Origin of the sequence: Flavobacterium algoritolerans, from assembly GCF_030010385.1 — a bacterium.
Lineage (GTDB): Bacteria > Bacteroidota > Bacteroidia > Flavobacteriales > Flavobacteriaceae > Flavobacterium > Flavobacterium algoritolerans.
The window spans coordinates 35930-60793 of the sequence record NZ_JASCRZ010000008.1 but is presented as its reverse complement, the minus strand read 5'-3'; the positions used below and the strand labels follow the sequence as shown (position 1 = coordinate 60793).

The following is a 24864-nucleotide window of genomic DNA, read 5'->3' as shown; positions in this document are numbered from 1 at the left end:
TTAACATAGCTTTTGGTTTACACCAATAAATGTATGGCGACACTATTTTAAATCCAGAGAAAACAAAACTATCTTTGCACGCACAACTAATACACTAAAATGTCTCATTCTCATTTCATCATTCATAAGCCTTACGGGTATCTGAGTCAGTTTATTTACGAATTAAAAAGAAAAAAGAAACTGCTGGGTGAATTGCACGATTTCCCAAAAGGAACGATGGCAATAGGGCGTCTTGACGAAGATTCCGAAGGATTGTTGCTGTTGACCACAGACGGGATGATGAGCGAAATCATTCGTAGTAAAAAAGTCGACAAGGAATATTATGTCCAAGTCGATGGCATTATCCATCAGGAAGCGATTGAGCAATTGCAAAAAGGAGTCGAAATAGGTTTTAATGGTACGAAATACATCACGAAACGGTGTAAAGCATTCTTGATAAACGAAATTCCCGCTTTTGGCGCAAGAGGAAAAAAGATACGCGATGAACGTCACGGTCCCACTTCTTGGGCTTCGATAACGGTAAATGAAGGGAAGTTTCGCCAAGTCCGAAAAATGACTGCCGCTGTTGGTTTTCCTACGTTACGATTGGTTCGTGTTCGAATAGGGGACGTACATCTCAATGACTTACAGGCAGGAGAAGTTTTGGAAGTATCTGATTTTGCAGTCGATTCGAATGAAAAATAACAATAAAAAATAACAATAATTGCAATGTTAAACATCGTTTTAGTAGAACCTGAAATCCCAAATAATACGGGAAATATTGGCCGATTGTGCGTAGGTACCGAAAGCCGTTTGCACTTAATTCATCCTTTTGGATTTGTCATAAATGATAAAAACCTAAAACGTTCCGGTTTGGATTATTGGGTGCATCTTGATGTTACTGAATATCAAAATGTAGCCGAATGGAAAGCGCAGATTCCTGATTTATCCCGAGTTTTCCTGATGAGTTCCCATGCCGAAAAATCGTATTTGGAGAATGATTTTCAGGATGGTGACTGGTTGGTTTTTGGGAAAGAAAGTAAGGGTTTGAGCGAAGCTGTTTTAAACGAATTTCCCAATCATCTGACAATTCCAATGTCACCGTTAATTAGAAGTTTTAATATTGCAAATTCTGTCGCGTTTGTCATTGGCGAAGCAAAGAGGCAAATCACTAATAAACGGTAAGTTGTAAATTTTGAATTGTAAAAAGTAAGGCAATTTTGTGGATGGAATTTCATATATTTGAATAGGTCATTCTGGATCTAATTGTGTTTTTTCTCCCTTAAAACGTACTTTTTATGATTGATAAAATTACTCTTAGAAGCACCATTTTCAATCATTTAGATGGTTTGGTTACCGCTCCGGTTGCATATGTTTTGTTTGAAAAAGGAATGCTATCCTATATCCTTGACAAAAAAGAAGTCACACTTACGGAACTTACCGAATATTTTAAAGCCAATGGAGGCTATCTCAATGTGGGTTTGCGTGTTTTGTGTTCGCAAGGATTCTTGGACTATCATATCCATACCTCCACAGATCAAATTAAATTCAGCATAAACAATAAAAGCGCGATTGCTTTTTCAATGTTCTATTTGTATGAAGATGTTCTTGATTTACTGCATTTCACGATGCAATTTCGCACGCGATTATTAGACGATATGCCATTCGCTCGATTGGGTTTAATTTTCGATTTGTATAAAAAAAAATATGGAATTTCATTTTCGGATGATACGCTGACCAATGAAATTCAGCATCAGATTCTAACGCATATTGAAGGTTGTTTGGTTGGGCCAATATTAGTAAGACTGGGTATGAGCGGTATGTTCCATAAATATTTTATGGAAATTTCTTTCCGTCCCGAAGAATTTCATAAGTCGCCTGAAAATTTCAAAATTATACTGGATTTCTTTGTTGATTTAGGTTGGTTTACCCAAAAAAAAGGCAATTATCAGTTTACGGAAAAGGGATTGTTTTTTGCCAAAAGAGCTTCTGCTTATGGAGTGACGGTTTCCTATTTACCTACTTTTAGTAAAATGGAAGATTTGCTTTTTGGCAATCCAAATATACTTCGAACGGTTGCCGAGGGCGAAGATGAAATTCATGTAGACCGAGAAATGAATGTTTGGGCAAGCGGAGGCGCACACGATACTTATTTTAAAATCGTAGATGAGATTATCATCAAATTATTTAATTTACCAATAGAAGATCAGCCCAAAGGAATTCTCGATATGGGTTGTGGCAATGGAGCATTTATAGAGCATATTTATACTGTGATCGAACGACAAACCCTTCGCGGAAAAATGCTGGATGATTATCCTTTATTCCTTGTTGGTGCCGATTACAATCAGGCAGCCTTGAAAGTAACCCGAGCCAATTTAATCAAAGCCGATATTTGGGCCAAAGTAATTTGGGGCGATATTGGTCAACCGGATTTGTTAGCCAATGACTTATTGGAAAATTATAACATTGATTTGAAGGATTTACTGAATGTGAGAACCTTCTTGGATCATAACCGAATTTGGGAAATACCAAAACACGTTACTAAAGGCAGAGTAAGTCATTCAACTGGAGCATTTGCGCATAGGGGAGAGCGAATCAGCAATGGTCTTGTCGAAGATAATCTATTGGAACATTTGAACAAATGGTCGCCGTACGTTCGGAAATTTGGATTGTTAATGATTGAATTGCATACGATTGCTCCAAATTTGACTGCTGCTAATTTAGGTAAAACGGCCGCTACGGCTTATGATGCCACGCATGGTTTCTCTGATCAATACATCGTTGAAATTCCCGTTTTGCACAAAATCGCTGCTGAAGCGGGATTGTATCCGGATGCTAATTTCTTTAGGAGATTCCCAGACTCAAATCTTGCAACAGTGAGTATAAATTTATTGAAAGGGAATGGTTAGTACGATTTTGGACGGAATAAAATGTTGGAACTAAACAATCATGAATTTTCCTTTTTCAGCATCAAAAACAATATGTTCGTCTTTGAATAAGGTGTTAAAACTTCCTTTTGCAATAAAATTACAAGGCTCGTCTTGAAGCACTGTTTCCGGTGTCATAATAATCATTTCGTCACTCAATTGTATCGCCATATCAATATCATGAGTAGAAAATAAAATGCATTTTCCGGTTTCATGAGTAAGCTTTTTCAAAAGTTTGAATAAAGCCACCTTATGTAATAAATCCAAATGGGTTGTAGGCTCATCCAAAATTATTAATGGAGTATCCTGTGCCAAAGCTCGTGCAATTAATACTTTTTGCAATTGCCCGTCACTGATTTCATAATGTTTTTTTGTAGCTAAATGACTGATTTGCGTCAATGCCATAGCTTCATTAACTTTAACAATATCAATGTCAGATAAAGTTCCCATCCAATTGGTGTAGGGTTGTCTTCCTAAAGCAATGAGTTCAAAAACGGTTAAATTACTGGGGGGTAATTTTTCTGTTAAAACAATACTTAGGTTTTGCGCTAAATCCAAAGGTTCGTAATCAGTGATTTTCTTTTCATTTAAAAATGCAGTACCGGAAAGTGGTTTCTGGATTCCTGTTATCGTTTTTAAAAGCGTTGATTTTCCAATGCCATTCGCACCAATTAAAGCAATCAGTTTTCCTTTTTTTAAAGCAATAGAGATATCTGAAGCCACTACGATTTTCTCTTTTTTATGAAAATAGCCGATGCTAATTTGAGACGCTTGTAAGATGATTTTGTTTTCCATTAGGCAATCATTTTTCGTTTACTAACCAATAGCCAAATCACAACTGGAGCTCCAATTATAGAAGTTACAGCATTGATTGGCAAAGTGATCTCCAATCCGGGCAATTCTGAAATTACATCACAAATAAGCATAATCGAAGCGCCTAAAAGTAACGTACTCCAATACAAAACTGAATGGTTACTGGTTTGAAACACTAATTTTGCTATGTGCGGAACTGCCAGTCCTACAAAGGCAATTGGACCTGCATACGCGGTGATGCTTCCGGCTAAAATACTTGTTGCAAAAATAATAATTAATCGTGTTTTTTTGAAATTCAAACCTAAACTGCGTGCGTAATTTTCACCCAATAATAGTGCATTAAGTGGCTTGATACTAAATAGACTTAATAATAAGCCAATCGCCACACAAATTGTCAGAATTAATATAGAAGACCAAGACAAATTGCCTAAGTTTCCCATAGACCAAAACGTGAATTTTTGCAATTGTTCAGCGGAACTAAAATACGTAAGAACGCCTACTATTGCGCTGGTAAAACTGCCAAACATCAATCCCACAATTAAGATAGCCATCGTATCGCGTAACCTTTGGGAAACCATCAAAACGGCGAGTAATACAACTGAACTTCCTATAGTTGAGGCTAAAACCACTCCATAAGAGGATAATAAAATGGCACTTAAAAAAGGTGGAAGTAAGCTCGCTCCTAATAGTACAAAAGCAACGCCTAAACTGGCACCGGAACTTAGTCCTAAAACATAAGGTCCTGCCAGTGGATTTCGAAACAGAGTTTGCATCAGCAAACCACTTATAGATAACCCCATTCCAACAAGAATTGCAGTAATGGCTTTGGGTAAACGATAATTGATGATGATATATTCCCAAGTGGATTTACTCGCTTGACCACCAGTTAAACTAGTATAAATTTCTTTAAAAGGTATCGTGATGGAACCAAAACTAATGTTTACAAAAAACAATAGAACAAGCCCTAAAGTAAGCAAGAAAAATAGAATCGTATTTCGTTTTTGATTGTTCAATTGTGGTTCGTTTATAGATGTATTATGATACTATATTTAATTTTTAAAATGAATTAAAAATCCAGTTTTGGCTCCCTCTGCTTTGGAGAGGGTTGGGGTGAGGATTTAATTTAGTTTTTGTGCAAAAGCAAAAGTATAATTTGGGAGCAGTTCAGGATGGAAGATTTTAATGTAATCTTTCAAGACTAAATCGGGTCGGCTTGGTGCTAATTCATAATAAATGGTTCCTCCAGTTGCACCTAATTTACTTTCAAAAGTATACACATTTTTAGATTTAGAAGCATCAAACTGACTGTAATGTGGATTACTGTTTTCGAATTCAGCAATACTTTTAAAAGAACCTGTTGCAATCCAATATTGCGCCGTTTTTGCTTTCTCTAATATTTTTTCAAAAGGCAAACTAAGACTTCCTGTTCCTTCGACATTTGCCCACAAATAATTTGCTTTGGCATCTTTCATGAATTGGGCTACCCAGCTATTTCCTCTTGCTACATACCATTGTTCTTGATACATAGATCCGTACAAAACGGTTGCTGTTGGTTTTTGGGTTGCAACCAATTGTATCGCGTCATTGTAATTTTTAACAATTTCATCAAAAAGCGTTTTGGCTTCTTTTTCTTTTCCAAATAAAGCACCGTAAAGCTTGATCCATTCTGCTTTACCCAATGGAGTTTGTTCCATCCAGTCCGCTTGTATGAGTACATTAAGTCCGCTTTTTTGTAAATTATCAATCATCGGATTGTTGTTGTCAATGCCAAAAGTTACGATTAAATTAGGTGCCAAATCAATGAGTTGCTCAATGTTTAATTTTTCGTTTTGTCCTATGTTTTTAACAGCGCCTGCATCAATTAGTTTTCTGGTTTTTTCAGAAGAAACATAATCGGTATGAGGGAAGCCCACCAGTGATTTTTCAACTCCCAGCATTTCCAAAAAAGGAATATTAGTCGTTGAGGTAACGACGATTGATTCTAAAGGAACTGAAATTGTAGTGTATTTTTGCAGGCTATCAGGAATGCTGCCGTTTTTTTCTTTCAATATATAAGTGAAGTTTTTATTGGCTTCAGGCCAAGGATTTGAAACTGTCACTACTGAATATCCTTCGTATTTATTAATAGAAAGTCCCGAGGCATATTCGATTGTATTTTTTGAATCAGTACTTTCTTTTACGGTTAGGTTTTCGCTTTTTTTACATCCAACGAAAGTTGAAAAAGATAGAACAAAAAGGATTAATTTAAAGGTGAATTTCATGGTTTAATTTTTCGATAGCGACAAAGGTATACCAAATTTATAAAATTTCTTGTTTATTTTTAGCAGTAAAAAATTCAACAAATACTATCTTTACGAAATGAATAGCATTAAAGTCAAAAACTGTTCTACTTGCGGAACTCCTTTTAATTGTGGGGACACACCAGAAGGAAGTAAATGCTGGTGCAATAATTTTCCACCCATTTTTACTCCGTCAGAAGTGGTGGATTGCTTGTGCTACAGTTGTTTTACAATTGCTTGCTCCACTAAAATTGACGAATATGTTGCAACTCTATCTTCTGAAACTGCAACGGATAATAAAGCCAAAGATTTACCCAAAACGACTAATCTCATAGAAGGAATCGACTATTATTTAGAAAATGGGAACTATGTTTTTAAAGCTTGGTTTCATCTTAAAAGAGGACATTGTTGTACTAATGGATGTCGACATTGTCCGTATGAATTTAAAAAAATATAAAAATGACATATTTAATAACTGGTGGCGAACGCTCCGGTAAAAGTAGTTATGCCGAAAATTTAGCAAAAGGATTGTCGGATAAACCAATGTATGTGGCTACAGCCCGAAAATGGGATGATGATTTCCAAAAGAGAATCGATCGCCATCAAAAAGATCGGGACGAACGGTGGATTAATATCGAAAAAGAAAAACACTTAAGCGAAATTGATTTTTCGGGGAAAGTAGCTATTGTTGATTGTGTTACGCTTTGGTTAACGAACTTTTTTGTGGATACTAAAAATGATGTTTCCTTGTGTTTAGAACAAGCTAAAGCCGAATTTGATGCTATTGCCAATCAAGAAAATGCAACTATTATTATTGTAACCAATGAAATAGGGATGGGCGTTCATGCCGAAACTCATATTGGGAGAAAATTTACCGAACTTCAAGGTTGGATGAATCAATATATAGCTGCAACTGCCGATACCGTTGTGCTTATGGTTTCTGGAATTCCTGTAACGATAAAAGAAAAAAAATGAAATAGCTATGATTTTACAATATTGAATTCAAAGAAAACATTGCCTCATAGCGTATTACATATTCAATTAAAAATCAATAAATAACTACATATGAATTTTGTAACTTCTTGGAGTGGTGGAAAAGACAGTTGTTATGCAATGATGCAGGCAATTCAGCAAGGATTTATTCCAAAAGTGTTACTCAATATGATGAATGAAAACGGGAAAGTGTCTCGTTCTCATGGATTACCATTGTCTATATTGAATCAGCAAGCCCAAAAAATGGGATTGCCTCTGGAAGGAATTCCCGCAACTTGGGGCGATTATGAAGCCAAGTTTATTGCAGTTTTGAAAATGCTAAAAGCTAAATATGATTTGGAAGCCGCCGTTTTTGGTGATATTGATTTACAACCGCACAAAGATTGGGAAGATAAAGTATGTGCCGCAGCATCGCTAAAAGCAATTTTACCTTTGTGGCAACAAGACCGAATCGTTTTGGTAAATCAAATGCTTGAAAACGGAATTGTAACGATGATTGTTTCTTGTAATACCATGATGGGAGAACATTATCTGGGGAAAATTTTGACCAAAGAACTAGCACAAGAATTACACAAAAAAGGAATAGATCCTTGTGGTGAAAATGGGGAGTTTCATACTTTGGTAATTGACTGTCCGTTATTTTCTGGAGAGATTGAACTGCCTGAATTTACCAGAATTACCTATGAAAATTATTGTTTCATCGTTTGGGAAGAATAACTTTTCAAAAAAAAAGCAATGTCAATATCAATGTCAAAAATCAATATCAAAGCAATGTTTTTCAAATTGATTTTTGCAATTGTCATTGAATTTTGCCATTGAACTTTTAAATAAAAAAACATGACTTATTTAGATGAAATTTTAAAATCCCGTCGCGACACCCGTCATTTTACGGAGGATCAAGTACCGGATGCTGTTCTTGAAAAAGCACTGCAAGCGGGTCATTGGGCGCCTTCTGTGGGTTTGACTGATGCTACAAAATACTATGTTATCAGGTCGGCTAAAATAAAGAAAGCCATTAAAAATTTGTTTTTAGATTATGATGAAAAAGCAGTTGCGCTAACGGATGACGAACAACAAAAACAAGCCTATAAAGCCCTAAAGTTAGAAGCAATAGAAGAAGCACCACTGGGTTTAGTGATTTGCTATGATCGTTCCGTTTTGAATAATTTTACGATTGGAACCGTTGGGAGTAATGAAGCAGTAAAGTTCAGTTCCGTTTGTGCGGCGCAAAATATTTGGCTATCCTTAACGGAGCAAGGCTATTCCATGGGATGGGTTTCCATATTGAATTACTATCAGTTCAAGGAATTATTAGGTTTGCCTGAAAATATAGAGCCGTTGGGGTATTTTTGTGTGGGAAAACCGGCTACCAATTATGATAATCAACCCATGTTGCAACAACTGAATTGGAAACAAAAACAAGAAATTCCATTAGTTGAGGAAATCACTGTTTTGCATGAAAGTAAAATAGAGAAAGTGTTTTTTGACACTAAAAAAGAAATGGATGCTGCTGCTTTTGCAAATGCGTTACAACATAAAATCGACCAAAAAACCAAGCCAACGGGTTCATTAGGAGTTTTAGAAGTACTCGCCAAACAAATAGGGATGGTGTTTCAAACTTTAGAACCTAAGATCACAAAACCCAATCTGGTTGTTTTTGCCGCAGATCACGGAATTGCAAATCATGGCGTAAGTGCTTATCCGCAAGATGTAACCAGACAAATGGTAAATAATTTTTTGAGAGGTGGCGCAGCAATCAACGTATTTTGTAAACAAAATAAGATTCAATTAGCTATTGTAGATGCAGGTGTGAATTATGATTTTCCTATGAATACGGATTTGATTTCGGCTAAAATAGGGAAGGGAACGCACTCCTTTTTACAAGGACCTGCAATGAGTAAAACAGAAATTGAATTGTGTTTTATAAAAGGAAGCGAAATTGTTGCCACTATTGCAAAAACGGGCAGTAATTGTATTGGTTTTGGTGAAATGGGTATTGGCAACACAGCTACAGCTTCGGTTTTAATGAGTATTATTTTAGAATTACCAATTCAAGATTGTGTAGGGAAAGGCACAGGTGTAAATGATGCACAGTTGATTCAAAAAATTAATATCCTTAAAAAATGCATTGCCAATTATAATGGTTCAGATGATTTAGAGAGCAAGTTAGGTTATTTCGGCGGATTTGAAATCATGCAAATGGTAGGTGGAATGCTTCAGGCAAAGGAAGCCAATATGTTGATTCTACTGGATGGCTTTATCTGTAGTGTTGCTTTTTTAATTGCCTTTAAAAAGAATCCATCCATTATTAAAAATGCTATTTTTTGCCATTCTTCCGCGGAGCAAGGACACCAAAAAATATTAGATTACCTAGGAGTTCGTTCTTTGTTGCAACTTGATTTACGGTTGGGTGAAGGAACGGGTTGTGCCATTGCTTTTCCTATAATTGAGTTGGCTGTGGCATTCTTAAATGATATGGCGAGTTTTGAATCTGCGGGGGTTAGCAGTCGGTAGAGACGCACGTATAGACGCACTGCAGTGCGTCTCTACAGGAAAATAAATCAAAAAATAATTCCAAAAATGAAAAAAGAACTACACATATTTTTTACAGCATTAATGTTTTACACCAGGATTCCGTGTCCCAAAAACATCGATCATAATCCGGATTATTTGAATAAAGCGTCCCGTTATTTTCCATTAATTGGTTGGATTGTGGGTAGCGTTGCTTTTGGGGTATATTGTGTTTTTAATTATTTAGTTGCACCTGAAATTGCGGTAATCTTCTCTATGATTGCTTCCGTTTTAGTTACCGGAGCTTTTCACGAAGATGGTTTTGCTGATGTTTGCGATGGTTTTGGTGGCGGTTGGACCAAAGAAAAAATACTGATGATTATGAAAGACAGCGCCATTGGTGCTTATGGAGCGATTGGTTTAGTGCTATTGTTAATCCTTAAATTTCAAGGGTTGACTCAATTAATTGATGTCTCGGATAATCCTAAATTTATAATTTATAATTCACAATTTATAATTCTATTACTCTTTGTTTCTGCGCATTCTATCAGTCGATTAGCGGCAATTTCAATTGTTTTTACCCATGAATATTCTCGTGAGGACGCTTCCAGCAAAAGCAAACCAATCGCACAAAGTTATTCTTGGAGAGAAGTGGTGGGAGCTTTCTTTTTTGGATTACTTCCATTAGTTATTTTGTCCTATTTTCAGTGGGAAATACTGTTGGTTTTAATCCCTGTTTTTTTGACTCGATTTTTTTTAGCGCGTTATTTTCAGAAATGGATTGACGGGTATACTGGAGATTGTTTGGGCGCAACCCAACAGGTTTGTGAAGTGGTTTTTTATATATCAGTTATTGCATTATGGAAGTTTATTTAGTACGTCACACGGAAACGGTTTGCGAAAAAGGAATTTGTTATGGACAATCGGATGTGAAAATAATGGAGCCTTATGATGCTGTTTTTCAGTCTGTTTTGAATCAATTGCCTCAAGATGCAATATTATATTCGAGTCCTTTACTTCGCTGTGTTCTTTTGGCAAATTATATCAAAGACAATTCAGAAATTACCGCTGTAAATGAAGATTCTCGCTTGATGGAAATGAATTTTGGCGATTGGGAAATGAAAAATTGGGATGTAATTCCACCTGATGATTTTACGCCGTGGATGATTGATTTTGTAAATGTTCGCGTGCCCAATGGAGAATCATTTACGGATTTACACAATCGAGTAATTGATTTTATGCATAATGAACTTCAAACAACCAATTCAAAACCAGTAATTATTGTGGCACATGCAGGAGTGATACGAAGTTTTTTATGTAAAATTTCGGATTTGCCTCTAAAAGATGCTTTTCAGAATAAAGTAGATTTTGGTGCTGTAATTAAAATTGAATTATAAAATCCGCAATTATTTAGGTTATTAACTTAATATAATTTTATCTTTGCCGCCGTATTGAGGTTGAGGTTTGTTATTTTCAAACCACATTAAAAGGGAAGAGAGTGATTGAAGATTGATGATTAACGATTTTTGATTTCAGATTTAAAATCTGAAATCATTATTCAAAATTCAAAATTCAAAAATCTAGCGCTGTACCCGCAACTGTAAGCTATCAAGCTTGTTGTTATCTACAAAACCATTGTCTCGTCCTAAAGACGAGATGAGAAGGTAAACAACAAGACGCAAGCCAGGAGACCTGCCTATTACATCGAGTATCAAACTTTCGGGAAAAAAGGTTTGGGTATGGGTCATTCTATGCTTTTCTCCCCATTTATTAAATTTTACATTTTTAAAATGAACAAAAAATTCATTCGCTTTAGTGCGATTGCATTGTTATTTGCAATGAACACGTATGCACAAGAACAAGAACCAAAACAACTTGATGAAGTTGTTGTTTCCGATTCAAAATTTGCTTTGCCAAAAGAAAAATCAGGAAAAGTTATCGTGAAAATCACTGCTGCAGATTTAAAGAAAAAAGCAGGACAATCAGTAGCTTCTATTTTAAGTACGGTAGCAGGTGTTGAAATCAATGGGAATCAGAGTCGTAATGGTAAGGATTTGGGCCTTTACATTCGTGGAGGAAGAAATCATCAGGTTTTAATTTTGATTGACGGGGTTCCGGTAACGGATGCTTCCGGGATTAGCTTATCGTATGATTTGAGATTGCTTCCTGTGGAGCAAATTGAAAGTATTGAGATTATGAAAGGAGCTTCAAGTACTTTATACGGTTCAGGAGCAGCAACTGGTGTGATTAATATTACACTTAAAAAAGCAGGTAAGAAAGCTATTGCTGGAAATGCATACGTGAATATTGGTACACAAACAGCTGCCAAAAATGCAAATTATAGCATACAAGATTACAGTCAAGGAATTGCTGTAAACGGTGGTTTTGAAAAAGTAAATTATTTTGCTTCTTTGAATAGCACTGAAACTACAGGGATTTCTGAGGCGAGACCATTAAATTCAAATACTAAATTTGAAAATGATGATTTCTCAAGAGTTAATTCTTTAGTAAAAATTGGCTTTACGCCAACTAAAAAATTATCATTTGATTTCTTTGCTAATTATGATCGAATGAAAAACGGTTTTGATGCAGGTTCGTTTGCAGATGATCTTAAAAATTTTAGTCTTTCGGAGCAATTTAGAGTTGGTTTTACTCCAAAATATAAATACAATAAGGGAGAATTGGTAATCAATACCAGTGCAAACGTAATCAACCGAGACATCTTTAGTTATGGTTCTTTATTCCAAGCGAAGTCAAGAAGTGTCAATGTTGATGCCTTTAATAAATATGAAATTTCATCTCAGTTATTTGTAGTAACAGGAGCACAATTTCAGTTTCACGAAATGTCAAACTTAAGCGAGTATGATGCAATTACAACTGAGATGGCAAAATTCAATATGATTGATCCTTATGTAACGGCGGTTTATAATTCTGGTTTTGGATTAAACTTAAATGCAGGAGCACGTTATAACATTCATAGCAAATACGGGAATAATTTAGTGTATAACGTAAATCCATCGTATAGCTTTTCAGAATCATTGAAAGTATTAGCTTCTTATAGCACAGCATTTGTTACTCCAAGTTTGTACCAATTGTACTCTCCGTATGGTGATTTGGATTTATCTCCAGAGAAAGATGCCACTGCCGAAGTTGGTTTTGAAGTAAGTTTGGCAAATAAGAAAGTGGTTTTAAATGCTGTTGTTTTTCAAAGAGAAGAAGAAGATGCAATAGGATTTGATTTGATGACTTATAAATACTTCAATGTTAATGGTAAGAATAAGGCCAAGGGTCTTGAAACAATGATTTCTTATGCTTTTAATGATAAAGTAAAATTCAATGCCAATTATACGTATACGGAATTAGAAAAACAATCTCGCATTCTAAACCCGAAACATAAAGCTAATGCTTCTGTGGATGTGCAAGCAACAGAACGCCTTGCTTTTAATCTGGCGTATCAGTTTGTATCAGACAGATATTTAGAATACACGACATATCCGGGACCTACTTATGATCCTGTTTTAAATTCAGAAATTTTGAAAGATTACCAATTAGTAAATGCTAATGTTCGTTACGAATTAATCAAAAATAGATTAAACGTTTTTAGTGCGGTTGATAATATTCTGGATAAAGATTTTGTTGAGAGCAGAGGGTATAGCACTAGAGGAAGAAACTTTAAATTAGGTTTAAATTTCTTATTCTAAAAGAGTATATTTTAGTTTTTAGTCTTAATTCCCGTTCCTTATTTCGAGCGGGTTTTTTGTTGGAGAAAATCGGATTTTTTGATTTGTAATGATAAAAAAAGAGGCTTTCAGTGATGAAAGCCTCCTTTTAGTTTAATTTTTGAAATTAATATTATTCCAATGCTTTCAAAAGTCCTTCTGGAGCTTTGTCAATATACATTTGATTTTGGATTCCTTTGATTGATTTCGCATCTTTAAAAAACTCAAAATCTACTCCTGTATTTTGCTTCAACATGCGGGATGTTCCTGTTATTTTTCCAATAGCGGTACTTAATAAAGGTTCTGAAGTGTCTCCAAGAACGCCATAAGTGCTAATTGTTTCTTTTAATAAATAATCAGGTTGTAATCCATTGAAATAATCTCCAAAACCAGTTGAATTCACAATTTTCAATACAATCGGCTGCATGGCGTATCTGTGATTTGGATTTCTGTTTTCGGAGCCAAAAGTAGGAGAGTCATAAAGTGTAACTGACCCAACATTTTTTCCTACAGTTACATCACCAATTTGTATTACATTGATATGAGGCTCTAATCCGTTGATTACTAATTCACTTGCTGATGCTGTGCTTTGAGTAGTCAATACATAAACTTTAGTTAAGTTTAAACTGTTTATTGCAGTAGTTCCAATTTTGTCAGTAAAATTGTTTAGTAGAGCTCCGGGATTGTTAGTCTCAAAATACGCATTAATTTTAGCGTTCCATTGTTGTTTAGCAAATATTTTTCCTGTAAACTGTCCAGTAATCATACTCGCTAATCGCGTAGCAGTTTGCACAGACCCACCTCCGTTATAGCGTAAATCCAAAACTAGATCCGTAACCCCTTGTGATTTTAGAGAAGCAAAAGCCTCATTCAATTGCGTGTCATAATTAGCATAAAAACCATTGTACATCAAGTACCCTATTTTATGTGAACCGGAAGTGATTACTTTGTTGATTAAAATTGGATTTTCGGATAAAACGGTTTTTGTCAACTCTACTGATTTTCCGTTGGCTACAATAGTAGTTCCGTTATAATCTGCCAGATTTAATGTGTAATTTTCGTTGGAACCAAACAATAGTGCTTCATAATTGCTCAAAGTAAGCTGAGTTCCATTTACGGCAGTAAAAAAATCACCACGCTTAATGTTCTTGTTCGATGCATCTGAATTTGCAATGATATAACGTACATAACCAAATATTTCAGTAGTACTTCCAGGTTTTCTGCTTAAACCAAAATCAACACCATTATTTTTAGTGGTTCCTTGGAGCGTTCCTTCGAGTTCTAAATAGTCATCGACAATCCAACTGAAACGATCTATAGTTTTGTCAACTCTGAGTGCATCAAACAAATCCTCGGGAACGGTATATCCTCTTAGAAACGTATTTAATGCAGTTTGGTCTGCAAATTTATCATCGGCTAGATTTGGAACATCTGCTTGCCATAAGTAATATTGGTTCATCCCTTTCCAAATAAAATCTTGTATGTCTAAACTGGCTGGTGGGGCAACATCATCATTATCTTGACAGCTTTGGAAAGTGAAAACTGCTATAAATAATAAAAGCGTAAATTTGAAACTTGTTCTCATATGTAGGTTTTAATATAATTAACGTAAAAATAGTAACTTTAGTTTTATTTTATGTTTTTTGTTACAAAAATAAAAATGAGTCGTCTAGATTATATAACCAGTTTAAAAACCTAATTTTTTATGAACCAAAATGAGTTTGTGTTGCTTGTCACTCCTTTTAAAGACAAAGTTTTTAGGCTGGCCAAGCGATTGCTCGTAAGTACTGAAGAAGCCGAAGATGCAACTCAGGAAGTTTTGGTCAAATTATGGAGTAAAAATGGAAATTTAGCGGAGTATAGTAGTGTAGAAGCATTTGCAATGACAATGACCAAAAATTATTGTTTGGATCAGCTAAAATCAAAAAGAACAGGAAACCTCAAAATCGTTCATACAAATTATGTAGATAGAGAACCGGGTCTCGATAAGAAAATGGAAGACCTGGACAGTTTGAACTGGGTGGAGAAAGTAATGAATAAATTACCCGTTCAACAAAGATTAATTATTCAAATGCGGGATGTTGAACAATACGAATTTGAAGAAATCGCAAAAATACTCGACATGAATGAGAGTGCGATTCGGGTGGCGCTTTCAAGAGCAAGGAAAACGATACGGGATTATATGACAGAAACACACAATTATGGAATTAGTTAAAATAGAAGATTTATTAGAAAAATACTTTCAGGGAGAAACCAGTATTGCAGAAGAAAATGAATTACGTAATTATTTTTCTTCATCGAATGTTGCGCAGCATTTAGAACAATACAAACCTATATTTGGGTATTTCTCTCTTGCAAAACAGCATCAGTTTACGCCAGAAATTCCACTACTCCCGAGGCCTCGGGATGAAAAACGCAATGTTGCGTGGATATCAATTGCGGCTTCGGTTGTTGTTTTGCTGGGAATAGGAACCTATGCTTATTATAGTGCAGATGTTGTAAATGAAAGCCAAGATTTAGGAACGTATGATGATCCTGAAGAGGCTTTCAGAGCAACTCAAAAAGCATTATCATTATTATCAGATAATGTAAATGTTGGCATAGAAAGTGTACTGTATATTCAAGAATACCAAACCACAAAAGACAAAATATTCATTAGTACTAAAAAACAGTCTGGTGGTTCTTAATTGCCTTGAGTAAATAGTAAAAAAAAATAATAATTTTAAACCATAACAATTTAAAAAAATGAAATCAACAATTAATAATAACAAAATGAACAATAATTTCAATAAGAGTAAAAAGTTTATACTGACATTAGTATTTACATTAGTTTCAAGCACATTTTTTGCACAAGCGATTTTTGATAAATTCGACGGGCAAGAAGGCGTAACATCAATCATTGTCAATAAAAAAATGTTTGATTTGATGAGCAAGGTAAAAATGGATGCTTCAGATAAAGAAACACAACAGTACTTGAGTTTGATAAAGAAACTGGATGATTTGAAAGTATTTACCACTAAAAGTGCCAGAATTGAAGGCGAAATGAAAGTTATAGCCGATAAATACATAAAAACGGCAGGATTAGAAGAACTGATGCGTGTGAATGAAGATGGCAGAAGCATTAAAATTCTAGTAAAATCAGGAGCGAGTGATTCTCAAATAAGAGAGTTGTTTATGTTCATTGAGGGTGCTAAAAATGACGATACGGTTTTAATGTCTTTGAAAGGTAATTTCGATTTGAATGAAATTTCAGTTCTTACTAATAAGATGAAAATTCCTGGTGGAGAAGATTTGAAGAAAGCAACTAAAGGAAAAAAATAAGATGAAAACAGTTTTTGGATTAGCGCTGCTATTGAGTTTGTTTCTCGTGAGCTGTAACTCGGAACCGACCTTGCAAAAGTATTTTGTAGAAAATACCGAAAACAAAAATTTTATAGCTCTTGATGTGTCACCTAATATTCTGAACGTTGATAAAACAAAATTGTCAATTGCACAGAGTAATGCTTTAAAGTCTTTTGACAAGATGAATGTTTTGACTTTCAAATTAAACGATAAGAATAAAGCGGAATTTGAAATTGAACGTGCTAAGGTTAATTTGATTTTAAAAGACAAAAAGTACCAACAGCTTATGAAGTTTGGTTCTGGTAAAGAAGGTGCTTCGGTGAGCTTCGTAGGAACTGATGAGCACATTGAAGAGTTTGTGTTCTTTGCCAATAAAAAAGAAAATGGTTTTGCTGTTGTTCGAATTTTAGGCAAGGATATGAATCCTACTAGTGTTATGACTATGATGAGCGTTTTACAGCAATCTAATATTGATTTAGAGCAATTAAAGCCTTTGCAGCAGTTAATGAAATAAACGTATTCTAAAACAATAAAAAGCGCCTTGATAATATGTCAAGGCGCTTTTTTTACGATCTATAAGTTTCGATTAAATGTAAATGTGTTATTGTTTGCAAAACATCTTTTTTATTGCCACTGAATCGTTCTTGTTTAATTATGATTTTAGATATATAAATAATGAATAAGAGTTAGGATAAAAAACAAAAGGAACTAAAGGTGATTTACTTTACCTTTCCCAACAAAGCTCCGCTTTAAAAACAAAAATGCTTCAAAAATAATCAAGTTAACTTGGAATTATTTTTGAAGCATTTTTATTTATTCGTGACCACGGTGGGATTTGAACCCACACGCCCTTGCGAGCACCAGCCCCTCAAGCTGGCAAGTCTACCGTTTCTCCACGTGGCCTAAAAAAAGAAAAGGTCAAGTAATAAATTACTCGACCTTTTGTGACCCGACTGGGGCTCGAACCCAGGACCCCATCATTAAAAGTGATGTGCTCTACCAACTGAGCTATCGAGTCAATGCTTCAAGGAAATTATGTGTTGATCACTAAAATTGTGACCCGACTGGGGCTCGAACCCAGGACCCCATCATTAAAAGTGATGTGCTCTACCAACTGAGCTATCGAGTCATATTCTTTCCTTGAATGCGGGTGCAAATATAAGGACTTATTTTGGAGTTTTCCAAGCAATTTTATTATAAATTTGTCTTTTTTTAACAAAATTACTCAACACCTTAATTTGTAAGGTTTTATTCAGATGAAAAAAATTATATTATTAGGTTATATGGGCTGTGGTAAGTCCACAATTGCAAATAAATTGTCAAAACTTATTGAAATTCCTTTTGTGGATTTGGATAAAAAGATTGAAGAGAAGGTGAATTTATCTATAAATGCTATTTTTGAAAATCACGGAGAAATTTATTTTAGAAAGCTAGAACACGAAATTTTTATCGAATTATTGCATTCGCCAGAACAATTAATCATCGGCTTAGGTGGAGGAACTCCATGTTATGCCAATAATCATGAGTTGCTAAAAGGCGATAATGTGGTATCTGTTTATCTTAAAGCGTCAATAGATACTTTATTCAATAGATTGAGTCATAATAAAAGTAAGCGTCCTCTTATTGCCGATAAAAGTGACGCTGAGATGAAAGAGTTTATTGCTAAACATCTTTTTGATAGAAGCTTTTATTACAATCAAGCGCAATACAAGGTGATTGTTGATGATAAGACAATCGATGAGACAGTACTCGATATTGTTGCAATTCTAGCTTAAATAAGCATAATTGTCATCGTTTTCATCAAAAACCACTTGTACGTGTTCCAATAATGATGTAGAAAGTGATATGCCTTTAAAATCAGCTTTTACAGGGTATTTTTTGTGATTTCGGTCCACAAGTACTGCAGTTTTAAATTTTTTTAAAGGAACGTCTATAAAATGCCTTACTGCGTAGATTAATGTGGTCCCTGAATTTAATACATCATCAACAAGAACTAAGCCTTTATTTGCATACTGTTCTTTTGATAAGGAAGTGTGAATTGGTAATTCGGGATTTTGCTTATTGATTTGTACTTCACAAAGTGAAACTTTAAGAGGAGAAATGGTTTCTAAGATTGAAGCTATTTTTTTTGCAAATGTAAAACCGTTAGAGGCAATTCCTGCAATTACAATTTCTTCGTCATCTACAAATGTTTCATAGATTTGGTAAGCAATTCTTTTTATTTTATGCTCGATTTCTTGATTCGTTAAGATAATATTTTTGCTCATTATTTTTAGTTTGTTATTTAACCGTTTACAGTTTAAAATTCAAAGAATCATATTGGTAACTTAAAAAAGTAATGTTTTAGGTTTACACATCATCTTCATCAGTGGTTATTTCATTCCCAAATTCATCGATATCTCTTCGGTCTTTTTTGGTAGGTCTTCCGGTGCCATTTTTTCGGTAATGCTCCTTAGATAATTTCAGTAATTCTAAATGTTGGTAGGCTTCTGCTGGAGTGTCGTTTCTACGATATATATCAACTAATTTAGCCCCAACACGGTTCTCTGGTACATCCAGAACGGTGATGATTTGAGTAATTTGGTCTTTCCGAAACGTAATTTTGTCAGTAGGAAAAACCTCTTTTGATGGCTTGGCAACAAGACCATTTACAGTCACATGATTCTTTTTACAGGCTTCAGTAACCATGTTTCTGGTTTTGTAATACCGCATGCACCATAAATATTTATCTATTCTCATAAATTTTCTAAAATCGGAGTTAAATAGTTTACAAAAATCAATCAATATTGTATCTTGCGCACTTAAAAATTTAGCTATAATGAACAAATTTAAGTATTATTTTATTTTATTAATTACAACCGTCTCTTTATTTTCATGTTCAAAGGATGATGTCGCTGAAATTGAACCACCTAGAGATTATGCAGCACAACTTGCTACTGATTTAACTGATATTGAAGAATATTTAAAAACCTATTCTATAACTGTTCTTAATCATCCTGGTTTTGCTGATGATCAAGATGTTACTTTTACAAAAATTCCAACAGGAGGAACAGCACCCTCTATTTATTCCTATTTGAATAGCACCACTTTTCCTAAACTTTTGACTAAAGAGGTAAAACTTCATGATATAGTGTACAAGTTGTATTATTTAGTGCTAAGAGAGGGAGTAGGAGAGCGACCTTCTAATGTAGATGGGGTTTTGGCCGCTTACAAAGGAGATTATTTATCTCGTCAAACGGTATCTGGAGTTACAGCACTAGCTGCTACTCGATTTGAAGAAGTCAGAAATCCACAACAATTCTTAAGTTTATTTAATACTATACCAGGATGGGGTGAAACTTTTCCAGAGTTTAAAACAGGCACTTATTCTTCTAATGCTGACGGTACGGTTTCTTATAATGATTTTGGAGCTGGAATTATGTTTATTCCTTCAGGACTTGGATATTACAATTCAGGAAGTGCCAGTATTCCGGCTTATTCTCCTTTAGTTTTTAGTTTTAAATTATTCGCTATCAGCAGACAGGATTCTGATGGAGATGGAATTATGAATTTTCAAGAGGATATAAACGGTGATGGTTACATGCGTGTTTTAGCAACAGGCGTTGTGAATCCTGATGATACTGATGGAGATGGAATTCCTAACTTTTTAGATACAGACGATGATGGTGATGGTCTTAGTACAAAAACTGAAATTACAGGTGCTAATGGTGTTTTAATCCCTTTTGCTGATATCCCAAGTTGTGATGGAAATACTACTAATCCCGCTAGAGTAAAAAGACATTTAGTAAAGTGTAATTAAAAAATACAAATCAAAAAAAAACCCAGTTCAATTGAACTGGATTTTTTTTTGGTATAAAAAGAAAAGATTATTTTCTTTTCATTACTCTTTCTACGGCTTCAACAATCGCTTGATTGTTCAATTTGTATTTTTCCATTAATTGTTCTGGTGTTCCGGATTCTCCAAAGCTGTCATTAACCGCTACAAACTCTTGTGGAGCCGGACTGTTTAGTGCTAGGACTCTGGAAACGCTTTCACCAAGACCACCAAGAATATTATGCTCTTCAGCAGTAACGATACATTTTGTTTTTGCTAATGATTTCAAAATCGCTTCTTCATCCAATGGTTTGATGGTATGGATATTGATTACTTCGGCAGAAATACCTTTTGCTTCCAAAGCTTCAGCAGCAATTAGCGCTTCCCAAACTAAATGTCCAGTAGCAATAATTGTTACGTCAGAACCTTCGCTTAAAACAATCGCTTTTCCTATTACGAAAGGCTCATCAGCAGGCATGAAATTAGGTACAACCGGACGACCAAAACGCAAGTAAGCTGGACCATGGTGATCTGCTAATGCTAAAGTAGCCGCTTTAGTTTGATTGTAATCACAAGTATTGATTACAGTCATTCCGGGTAACATTTTCATTAATCCAATATCTTCAAGAATTTGATGTGTAGCACCGTCTTCACCTAATGTTAATCCAGCGTGCGAAGCACAAATTTTCACATTTTTCTCAGAATACGCCACTGATTGACGGATTTGATCATACACTCTTCCTGTAGAAAAGTTAGCGAAAGTTCCTGTGAAAGGAATTTTTCCTCCAATAGTTAAACCCGCTGCAATTCCAATCATATTTGCTTCTGCAATTCCAATTTGGAAAAAACGCTCCGGGTGATTTTTCTTGAAATCGTCAAATTTTAAAGAACCTATTAAATCCGCACAAAGTGCAACCACATTTTCATTCTTTTGACCTAATTCAGTCATTCCCGCTCCAAAACCCGAACGAGTGTCTTTACTTCCTGTATTTGTATATTTTTTCATTTTTCTTTTAAAATTGAAAGATTAAAAAATTGAAAGATTAAAAAATCTGTAATCAGAAATCGTTAATCAACAATCTTAATTCTTAATAGTCGCTTTCGCCTTCTGTATAATTTTGACCTAAAGCAATTTCAAGTTGCGTATCATTTGGCGCTTTACCGTGCCAAGCATGACTGTACATCATAAAATCTACACCATTACCCATTTCAGTATGCAACAACACACAAACTGGTTTTCCTTTTCCTGTTCTTGATTTTGCATCATTCATTCCAGAAATAATAGCTTCAATATCATTTCCTTTTTCAATTTCTAAAACATCCCAATCAAAAGCTTCAAATTTAGCGCGGATACTTCCCATTGCTAAAACTTCATCAGTTGTTCCGTCAATTTGTTTTCCGTTTAAATCGATTGTAGCGATAAGATTGTCTACTTTTTTTGCAGAAGCATACATAATTGCTTCCCAGTTTTGACCTTCTTGTAATTCACCATCTCCGTGAAGCGTGTAAATTATATGATTGTCACCATTTAATTTTTTAGCTTGAGCAGCACCAATTCCTACTGATAATCCTTGTCCAAGAGAACCTGACGCAATTCTTACTCCGGGTAAACCATCATGAGTAGTTGGGTGACCTTGTAATCTTGAATTGATCAAACGGAAAGTTGCTAATTCCGATACCGGGAAATAACCGCTTCTCGCTAAAACGCTGTAGAAAACAGGAGAAATATGCCCGTTTGAAAGGAAGAAAAGATCTTCTCCAATACCGTCCATATCAAAGCCTTCTTTGCGTTCCATTATTTTTTGGTATAAGGTTGCCAGAAATTCAGTACAACCTAGAGAACCACCTGGGTGACCTGAATTGACAGCGTGTACCATTCGAAGAATATCTCTTCTGACTTGGATTGTTAAATCGTTTAATTGTTGTGTGTTAGGCTTCATTTTGTGTGTAAAAGTTAAACTGCTGCAAATGTAATTTTTATTTAGGGTTACCGCAAAAGTTTTTAGGAATATTTAATGAAAGATTCCGTTAGAATTTATGTTGAATAAAATTACCTACATAAGTTTGAATAATTCACAAAAAAGCCCGCTAAAAGCGGGCTTTTTTGTGAATGGAGAAATACAGAATAATTGAAATTCTCCAATTACAATTGTAGTTAAGTGTTCGTAATTGCATTAGCTCTGTGCGCTTGATTATTGATTGCAGCTAAAGCGATTCCAGTTAATACCGCATCTGTTTTTTTTTCATCATCAAGACTCATTGCCAATAGATTAGCTACTTTGTCTTCTCCTAAAGTTTTTGCAAAAGCATGGAGGGTTCCATAAGTTGCAATTTCATAATGTTTTACCTTTTGATCTGCTGCAATAATTCCTGCATCTCGAACAACGCCAATGTCAGTTTGTCTAATCAAGCTATTGGTTTCTTTTAATATGCCTCCCATTGCTTCGCATTTTTTGGCAGTCGCCTCAACACCAGTTGCTTCAAATATTTTTTCTAAACGTGAAACGTGTTCTTGTGTCTCATTCAATTGGTTTTTTAAAGAGTTAACTAATTCTGGTGATGATGCGTTTTTCATCATTTTTGGCAATGTTTTAGTTAACACTTTCTCTGCCCAATAAATATCTTTCAATCCAACTTCAAATAAATCTCTCAATCCATGTGCTGCATTTGCTTGTACAGCTCCTTTACTATTTTCGCTTTTACCCATTTCAGTTCTCATAACACTAGTTTTTAAGATTAATTTTTTATGAAAAATATTAAATATGATATTCTCTCAAACAAACTCATTATTTAATTTTCAAGTAGGGTAAAATTAAACATATTAAAATGTAATCAATTGTTAATTAACTAATTGTAAATACGAAATGTATGATTTTTTAAAGAAATTAATGTTCTGATTTTAGTTTTGAATGGCTGTAGGATTGTCTTTTTAAGTGGTTTATGACTGATGATAGTTCACATCCAGCCATGAACCGCCATTGTAAGATTCAATTCCATGTGCCGTTAGAAACACTTGTGCCTGTCCGCTTCTATTTCCCGATGCACAACAAAGAATTAATGGGGCTTTAAGTTCTTGTATTTCCTGCATTCTATGTGGTATCTCATTCAAAGGAATGTTTATGGAACCAGCAACATGACCGCCCATAAACTCATCATAGGAACGTACATCGACTATGGTTCCCAGTTTTTCTTTAATTATTTTTGCTACTTCCATTTTGTTGTTCTTTAAAGATTATTAATCTATGATAGTATAAAGCTGTTTAGCTCTATCTAAATTTACGGATTTATTCAACGGAATTTCTAAGAAATATTCCAGTTGCCATTTTTGGGTTTTTTGCGCTTGTTTGCTTTCTGTCAAGTCCCACGGCGGATACACCCGAATTCCTCGTTTTCCTTCTTTTAAGTCAGTACTGATAATTCCTTGTTGACTAAGCACCGACTTTGGAAATATAAATTGACCAAATTTATCGTTGCTTTTAGTATTTATAATAAAAAAATCAATCGAGTCTGAAACCGCATAAGGCTCGATAGGTCCATTTTCGCTTCTCTTCCAAAAAGTGACAAATTGTCCAATCTTTGTAGGGGTGATTTTTGCAACACGAAAGAGTATTTTAATGATGTCAAGGTCAAATTTACAGGCGCTATATTCGGCACTTTCTTTTTCTATTTCAAGATTTCGGAGTTCAAAACCACATTTGTCAAATACAAGCTCTTTAGTCTCAATTAGGTTTTCGGGAATCATTCGCGTTGTTATTTGGGCTTTTTAATGGGAAACTAATTTTCTAATGGTTGTAAGTCAGTATCAGGTATGATTTTCACTTCTTCTTCCTCATCCTTCAATTCATAAAGTAAGTGTTCAACTTCAGAATAATCCTTAATCACTTTTACAGTAATTATGGCTAGAGGAATACCAATTATTGAAGCAAAAATACTGGCAATAGTAGTCGTAGTAAGCTCTTCAAGTGTCTCCGCCTTCATGGAATATCTAAAAATGAATTGCCCTAAAAATGAAGAAATAATCCATAATGCCCACCACCATCCAATGAAATGGGTCGTTAGATTTTGAGCATAATTTTCATCCTTTTTAGATAGTAAACTTTGTGTTTCCTGATACAACTCTTTCATGATTTGGTTGGGTCTATAAAGAGATATGATTGGTACAAACCAGCAACCGGCGGCCCATCCTTCGGTGAATGATAAACTTTCGGCTTTTATATGAAGATTGTAGTAGGCTCTCCTGAACCATCGTATAAAAGTAATTCCCGAAATCACATATACTGTCAAATAAATTAGGCCTATGATTTTTTGTCTTAAATCATTATCAGTGGCTGCTTCAGTTGTGATTTGTCCGCCATTTGCAACAGTTTCTAATAAGTCATATTGCAAATAATCAGAAAGGAGTGAAATTATTTCGACAGTTAGCACAGTCCATAATAGCATAATAGCAATTTTTGCTCTTTGGCTGTTGGGTTTTAAATTTTCCATTT

Annotated in this window: 28 protein-coding genes, 3 tRNA genes and 1 riboswitch; of the genes, 16 read left to right on the top strand and 15 right to left on the bottom strand. The window is 34.8% G+C overall.

The window, feature by feature from the left end; translation table 11 throughout:
- The first annotated feature begins 99 nt into the window (after positions 1-99).
- The 3 genes from QLS65_RS14740 to QLS65_RS14730 all read left to right on the top strand — a co-directional run bounded on the left by QLS65_RS14740 (position 100) and on the right by QLS65_RS14730 (position 2888).
- Positions 100-684 carry a pseudouridine synthase gene (locus tag QLS65_RS14740; RefSeq protein ID WP_282718521.1) on the top strand — a complete coding sequence of 195 codons (585 nt, stop codon included), beginning with the start codon at positions 100-102 and terminating at the stop codon, positions 682-684.
- Positions 685-708: 24 nt separating this feature from the next.
- Positions 709-1164 (top strand): tRNA (cytidine(34)-2'-O)-methyltransferase, encoded by a 456-nt coding sequence (locus QLS65_RS14735; RefSeq protein ID WP_282718520.1) that lies wholly within the window; start codon positions 709-711, stop codon positions 1162-1164.
- Positions 1165-1277: 113 nt separating this feature from the next.
- A complete protein-coding gene (locus QLS65_RS14730) occupies positions 1278-2888 on the top strand; it encodes a class I SAM-dependent methyltransferase (protein WP_282718519.1) in 1611 nt (536 codons plus the stop codon).
- 30 nt (positions 2889-2918) lie between these two features.
- Here QLS65_RS14730 and QLS65_RS14725 read toward each other — a convergent pair whose 3' ends face one another.
- From QLS65_RS14725 to QLS65_RS14715, 3 genes are all read right to left on the bottom strand, one after another.
- Positions 2919-3701 (bottom strand): ABC transporter ATP-binding protein, encoded by a 783-nt coding sequence (locus tag QLS65_RS14725; RefSeq protein ID WP_282718518.1) that lies wholly within the window; start codon positions 3699-3701, stop codon positions 2919-2921.
- A complete protein-coding gene (locus tag QLS65_RS14720; protein WP_282718517.1) occupies positions 3701-4732 on the bottom strand; it encodes an iron ABC transporter permease in 1032 nt (343 codons plus the stop codon). Before QLS65_RS14720 ends, QLS65_RS14725 begins: the two co-directional genes overlap by 1 nt.
- 105 nt (positions 4733-4837) lie before the next feature.
- The gene (locus tag QLS65_RS14715) at positions 4838-5980 is read right to left on the bottom strand and encodes an ABC transporter substrate-binding protein (RefSeq protein ID WP_282718516.1); all 1143 of its coding nucleotides are present in this window, start codon (positions 5978-5980) and stop codon (positions 4838-4840) included.
- Positions 5981-6077: 97 nt separating this feature from the next.
- On the opposite strand from QLS65_RS14715, the gene QLS65_RS14710 reads away from it, so the two are divergent.
- From QLS65_RS14710 to QLS65_RS14680, 7 genes are all read left to right on the top strand, one after another.
- Positions 6078-6455 (top strand): C1orf53 family protein, encoded by a 378-nt coding sequence (locus QLS65_RS14710; RefSeq protein WP_282718515.1) that lies wholly within the window; start codon positions 6078-6080, stop codon positions 6453-6455.
- 2 nt (positions 6456-6457) lie between these two features.
- The gene (gene cobU, locus QLS65_RS14705; protein WP_282718514.1) at positions 6458-6973 is read left to right on the top strand and encodes a bifunctional adenosylcobinamide kinase/adenosylcobinamide-phosphate guanylyltransferase; all 516 of its coding nucleotides are present in this window, start codon (positions 6458-6460) and stop codon (positions 6971-6973) included.
- 90 nt (positions 6974-7063) lie between these two features.
- Positions 7064-7708, top strand: a complete 645-nt coding sequence (locus QLS65_RS14700; protein WP_282718513.1) for a Dph6-related ATP pyrophosphatase — start codon at positions 7064-7066, stop codon at positions 7706-7708.
- Between the two features lie 120 nt (positions 7709-7828).
- On the top strand, positions 7829-9505 hold the full coding sequence (gene cobT / locus QLS65_RS14695; RefSeq protein WP_282718512.1) for a nicotinate-nucleotide--dimethylbenzimidazole phosphoribosyltransferase: 1677 nt from the start codon (positions 7829-7831) through the stop codon (positions 9503-9505).
- 66 nt (positions 9506-9571) lie between these two features.
- Positions 9572-10378, top strand: a complete 807-nt coding sequence (locus tag QLS65_RS14690) for an adenosylcobinamide-GDP ribazoletransferase (RefSeq protein ID WP_282718511.1) — start codon at positions 9572-9574, stop codon at positions 10376-10378.
- Positions 10363-10899: an alpha-ribazole phosphatase gene (gene cobC / locus QLS65_RS14685; RefSeq protein ID WP_282718510.1), complete on the top strand. Its 537-nt coding sequence runs from the start codon at positions 10363-10365 to the stop codon at positions 10897-10899. Before QLS65_RS14690 ends, cobC begins: the two co-directional genes overlap by 16 nt.
- A 46-nt stretch (positions 10900-10945) precedes the next feature.
- Positions 10946-11217: riboswitch (cobalamin riboswitch) on the top strand.
- A gap of 75 nt (positions 11218-11292) precedes the next feature.
- On the top strand, positions 11293-13203 hold the full coding sequence (locus QLS65_RS14680; protein WP_282718509.1) for a TonB-dependent receptor plug domain-containing protein: 1911 nt from the start codon (positions 11293-11295) through the stop codon (positions 13201-13203).
- Positions 13204-13354: 151 nt separating this feature from the next.
- On the opposite strand, the gene QLS65_RS14675 is transcribed toward QLS65_RS14680, so the two are convergent.
- On the bottom strand, positions 13355-14806 hold the full coding sequence (locus QLS65_RS14675; protein ID WP_282718508.1) for a S41 family peptidase: 1452 nt from the start codon (positions 14804-14806) through the stop codon (positions 13355-13357).
- A gap of 120 nt (positions 14807-14926) precedes the next feature.
- Between QLS65_RS14675 and QLS65_RS14670 the strand changes: the two genes are divergently transcribed.
- The 4 genes from QLS65_RS14670 to QLS65_RS14655 are packed head-to-tail and all read left to right on the top strand — an operon-like array spanning position 14927 to position 17077.
- Entirely contained in the window at positions 14927-15436 is a 510-nt protein-coding gene (locus tag QLS65_RS14670) for an RNA polymerase sigma factor (protein ID WP_282718507.1), read from the top strand.
- Complete coding sequence (locus tag QLS65_RS14665; protein WP_282718506.1) at positions 15423-15908, top strand: hypothetical protein; 486 nt, start codon at positions 15423-15425, stop codon at positions 15906-15908. The genes QLS65_RS14670 and QLS65_RS14665 overlap by 14 nt, the downstream gene beginning before the upstream one ends.
- 58 nt (positions 15909-15966) lie before the next feature.
- Positions 15967-16542: a DUF4252 domain-containing protein gene (locus QLS65_RS14660; RefSeq protein WP_282711362.1), complete on the top strand. Its 576-nt coding sequence runs from the start codon at positions 15967-15969 to the stop codon at positions 16540-16542.
- 1 nt (position 16543) lies between these two features.
- Positions 16544-17077, top strand: a complete 534-nt coding sequence (locus QLS65_RS14655; protein ID WP_282718505.1) for a DUF4252 domain-containing protein — start codon at positions 16544-16546, stop codon at positions 17075-17077.
- A gap of 306 nt (positions 17078-17383) precedes the next feature.
- Here QLS65_RS14655 and QLS65_RS14650 read toward each other — a convergent pair.
- From QLS65_RS14650 to QLS65_RS14640, 3 genes are all read right to left on the bottom strand, one after another.
- Positions 17384-17466, bottom strand: a tRNA-Leu gene (locus QLS65_RS14650).
- Positions 17467-17508: 42 nt separating this feature from the next.
- A tRNA-Lys gene (locus tag QLS65_RS14645) sits at positions 17509-17581 on the bottom strand.
- Between the two features lie 38 nt (positions 17582-17619).
- Positions 17620-17692 (bottom strand) — tRNA-Lys (locus tag QLS65_RS14640).
- Positions 17693-17819: 127 nt separating this feature from the next.
- Between QLS65_RS14640 and QLS65_RS14635 the strand changes: the two genes are divergently transcribed.
- The gene (locus QLS65_RS14635) at positions 17820-18338 is read left to right on the top strand and encodes a shikimate kinase (RefSeq protein WP_282718504.1); all 519 of its coding nucleotides are present in this window, start codon (positions 17820-17822) and stop codon (positions 18336-18338) included.
- Here the strand turns inward: QLS65_RS14635 and QLS65_RS14630 are convergent.
- Both QLS65_RS14630 and QLS65_RS14625 read right to left on the bottom strand, forming a co-directional pair.
- Positions 18330-18830: a phosphoribosyltransferase family protein gene (locus tag QLS65_RS14630; protein WP_282711359.1), complete on the bottom strand. Its 501-nt coding sequence runs from the start codon at positions 18828-18830 to the stop codon at positions 18330-18332. The two genes, QLS65_RS14635 and QLS65_RS14630, sit on opposite strands and share 9 nt — an antisense overlap.
- A gap of 82 nt (positions 18831-18912) precedes the next feature.
- The gene (locus QLS65_RS14625) at positions 18913-19302 is read right to left on the bottom strand and encodes an RNA-binding S4 domain-containing protein (protein ID WP_282711357.1); all 390 of its coding nucleotides are present in this window, start codon (positions 19300-19302) and stop codon (positions 18913-18915) included.
- A 79-nt stretch (positions 19303-19381) separates the two neighbouring features.
- On the opposite strand from QLS65_RS14625, the gene bamM reads away from it, so the two are divergent.
- Positions 19382-20362, top strand: coding sequence for a BamM family beta-barrel-assembly machinery protein (gene bamM / locus QLS65_RS14620; protein WP_282718503.1), 981 nt, complete (start codon positions 19382-19384; stop codon positions 20360-20362).
- Positions 20363-20429: 67 nt separating this feature from the next.
- Here the strand turns inward: bamM and QLS65_RS14615 are convergent, their stop codons facing one another.
- The 6 genes from QLS65_RS14615 to QLS65_RS14590 form a co-directional block, all read right to left on the bottom strand.
- Complete coding sequence (locus QLS65_RS14615; protein ID WP_282711353.1) at positions 20430-21383, bottom strand: transketolase family protein; 954 nt, start codon at positions 21381-21383, stop codon at positions 20430-20432.
- Positions 21384-21465: 82 nt separating this feature from the next.
- The gene (locus QLS65_RS14610) at positions 21466-22317 is read right to left on the bottom strand and encodes a transketolase (protein WP_282718502.1); all 852 of its coding nucleotides are present in this window, start codon (positions 22315-22317) and stop codon (positions 21466-21468) included.
- A 215-nt stretch (positions 22318-22532) separates the two neighbouring features.
- Positions 22533-23096 carry a YciE/YciF ferroxidase family protein gene (locus tag QLS65_RS14605; protein WP_282718501.1) on the bottom strand — a complete coding sequence of 188 codons (564 nt, stop codon included), beginning with the start codon at positions 23094-23096 and terminating at the stop codon, positions 22533-22535.
- Positions 23097-23315: 219 nt separating this feature from the next.
- Positions 23316-23591 carry a rhodanese-like domain-containing protein gene (locus QLS65_RS14600; RefSeq protein WP_282711348.1) on the bottom strand — a complete coding sequence of 92 codons (276 nt, stop codon included), beginning with the start codon at positions 23589-23591 and terminating at the stop codon, positions 23316-23318.
- Positions 23592-23612: 21 nt separating this feature from the next.
- On the bottom strand, positions 23613-24119 hold the full coding sequence (locus QLS65_RS14595) for a MepB family protein (RefSeq protein ID WP_282718500.1): 507 nt from the start codon (positions 24117-24119) through the stop codon (positions 23613-23615).
- 32 nt (positions 24120-24151) lie between these two features.
- Positions 24152-24862, bottom strand: coding sequence for a DUF4328 domain-containing protein (locus tag QLS65_RS14590; protein WP_282718499.1), 711 nt, complete (start codon positions 24860-24862; stop codon positions 24152-24154).
- Positions 24863-24864 lie beyond the last annotated feature (2 nt).

Excerpts from the sequence above, each read along its gene's own strand:
- QLS65_RS14740 (WP_282718521.1), top strand. The coding sequence starts at position 100 with ATGTCTCATTCTCATTTCATCATTCATAAGCCTTACGGGTATCTGAGT.
- QLS65_RS14735 (WP_282718520.1), top strand. The coding sequence starts at position 709 with ATGTTAAACATCGTTTTAGTAGAACCTGAAATCCCAAATAATACGGGA.
- QLS65_RS14730 (WP_282718519.1), top strand. The coding sequence starts at position 1,278 with ATGATTGATAAAATTACTCTTAGAAGCACCATTTTCAATCATTTAGAT.
- QLS65_RS14725 (WP_282718518.1), bottom strand. The coding sequence starts at position 3,701 with ATGGAAAACAAAATCATCTTACAAGCGTCTCAAATTAGCATCGGCTAT.
- QLS65_RS14715 (WP_282718516.1), bottom strand. The coding sequence starts at position 5,980 with ATGAAATTCACCTTTAAATTAATCCTTTTTGTTCTATCTTTTTCAACT.
- QLS65_RS14710 (WP_282718515.1), top strand. The coding sequence starts at position 6,078 with ATGAATAGCATTAAAGTCAAAAACTGTTCTACTTGCGGAACTCCTTTT.
- cobU (WP_282718514.1), top strand. The coding sequence starts at position 6,458 with ATGACATATTTAATAACTGGTGGCGAACGCTCCGGTAAAAGTAGTTAT.
- QLS65_RS14700 (WP_282718513.1), top strand. The coding sequence starts at position 7,064 with ATGAATTTTGTAACTTCTTGGAGTGGTGGAAAAGACAGTTGTTATGCA.
- cobT (WP_282718512.1), top strand. The coding sequence starts at position 7,829 with ATGACTTATTTAGATGAAATTTTAAAATCCCGTCGCGACACCCGTCAT.
- QLS65_RS14690 (WP_282718511.1), top strand. The coding sequence starts at position 9,572 with ATGAAAAAAGAACTACACATATTTTTTACAGCATTAATGTTTTACACC.
- cobC (WP_282718510.1), top strand. The coding sequence starts at position 10,363 with ATGGAAGTTTATTTAGTACGTCACACGGAAACGGTTTGCGAAAAAGGA.
- QLS65_RS14680 (WP_282718509.1), top strand. The coding sequence starts at position 11,293 with ATGAACAAAAAATTCATTCGCTTTAGTGCGATTGCATTGTTATTTGCA.
- QLS65_RS14675 (WP_282718508.1), bottom strand. The coding sequence starts at position 14,806 with ATGAGAACAAGTTTCAAATTTACGCTTTTATTATTTATAGCAGTTTTC.
- QLS65_RS14670 (WP_282718507.1), top strand. The coding sequence starts at position 14,927 with ATGAACCAAAATGAGTTTGTGTTGCTTGTCACTCCTTTTAAAGACAAA.
- QLS65_RS14665 (WP_282718506.1), top strand. The coding sequence starts at position 15,423 with ATGGAATTAGTTAAAATAGAAGATTTATTAGAAAAATACTTTCAGGGA.
- QLS65_RS14660 (WP_282711362.1), top strand. The coding sequence starts at position 15,967 with ATGAAATCAACAATTAATAATAACAAAATGAACAATAATTTCAATAAG.
- QLS65_RS14655 (WP_282718505.1), top strand. The coding sequence starts at position 16,544 with ATGAAAACAGTTTTTGGATTAGCGCTGCTATTGAGTTTGTTTCTCGTG.
- QLS65_RS14635 (WP_282718504.1), top strand. The coding sequence starts at position 17,820 with ATGAAAAAAATTATATTATTAGGTTATATGGGCTGTGGTAAGTCCACA.
- QLS65_RS14630 (WP_282711359.1), bottom strand. The coding sequence starts at position 18,830 with ATGAGCAAAAATATTATCTTAACGAATCAAGAAATCGAGCATAAAATA.
- QLS65_RS14625 (WP_282711357.1), bottom strand. The coding sequence starts at position 19,302 with ATGAGAATAGATAAATATTTATGGTGCATGCGGTATTACAAAACCAGA.
- bamM (WP_282718503.1), top strand. The coding sequence starts at position 19,382 with ATGAACAAATTTAAGTATTATTTTATTTTATTAATTACAACCGTCTCT.
- QLS65_RS14615 (WP_282711353.1), bottom strand. The coding sequence starts at position 21,383 with ATGAAAAAATATACAAATACAGGAAGTAAAGACACTCGTTCGGGTTTT.
- QLS65_RS14610 (WP_282718502.1), bottom strand. The coding sequence starts at position 22,317 with ATGAAGCCTAACACACAACAATTAAACGATTTAACAATCCAAGTCAGA.
- QLS65_RS14605 (WP_282718501.1), bottom strand. The coding sequence starts at position 23,096 with ATGAGAACTGAAATGGGTAAAAGCGAAAATAGTAAAGGAGCTGTACAA.
- QLS65_RS14600 (WP_282711348.1), bottom strand. The coding sequence starts at position 23,591 with ATGGAAGTAGCAAAAATAATTAAAGAAAAACTGGGAACCATAGTCGAT.
- QLS65_RS14595 (WP_282718500.1), bottom strand. The coding sequence starts at position 24,119 with ATGATTCCCGAAAACCTAATTGAGACTAAAGAGCTTGTATTTGACAAA.
- QLS65_RS14590 (WP_282718499.1), bottom strand. The coding sequence starts at position 24,862 with ATGGAAAATTTAAAACCCAACAGCCAAAGAGCAAAAATTGCTATTATG.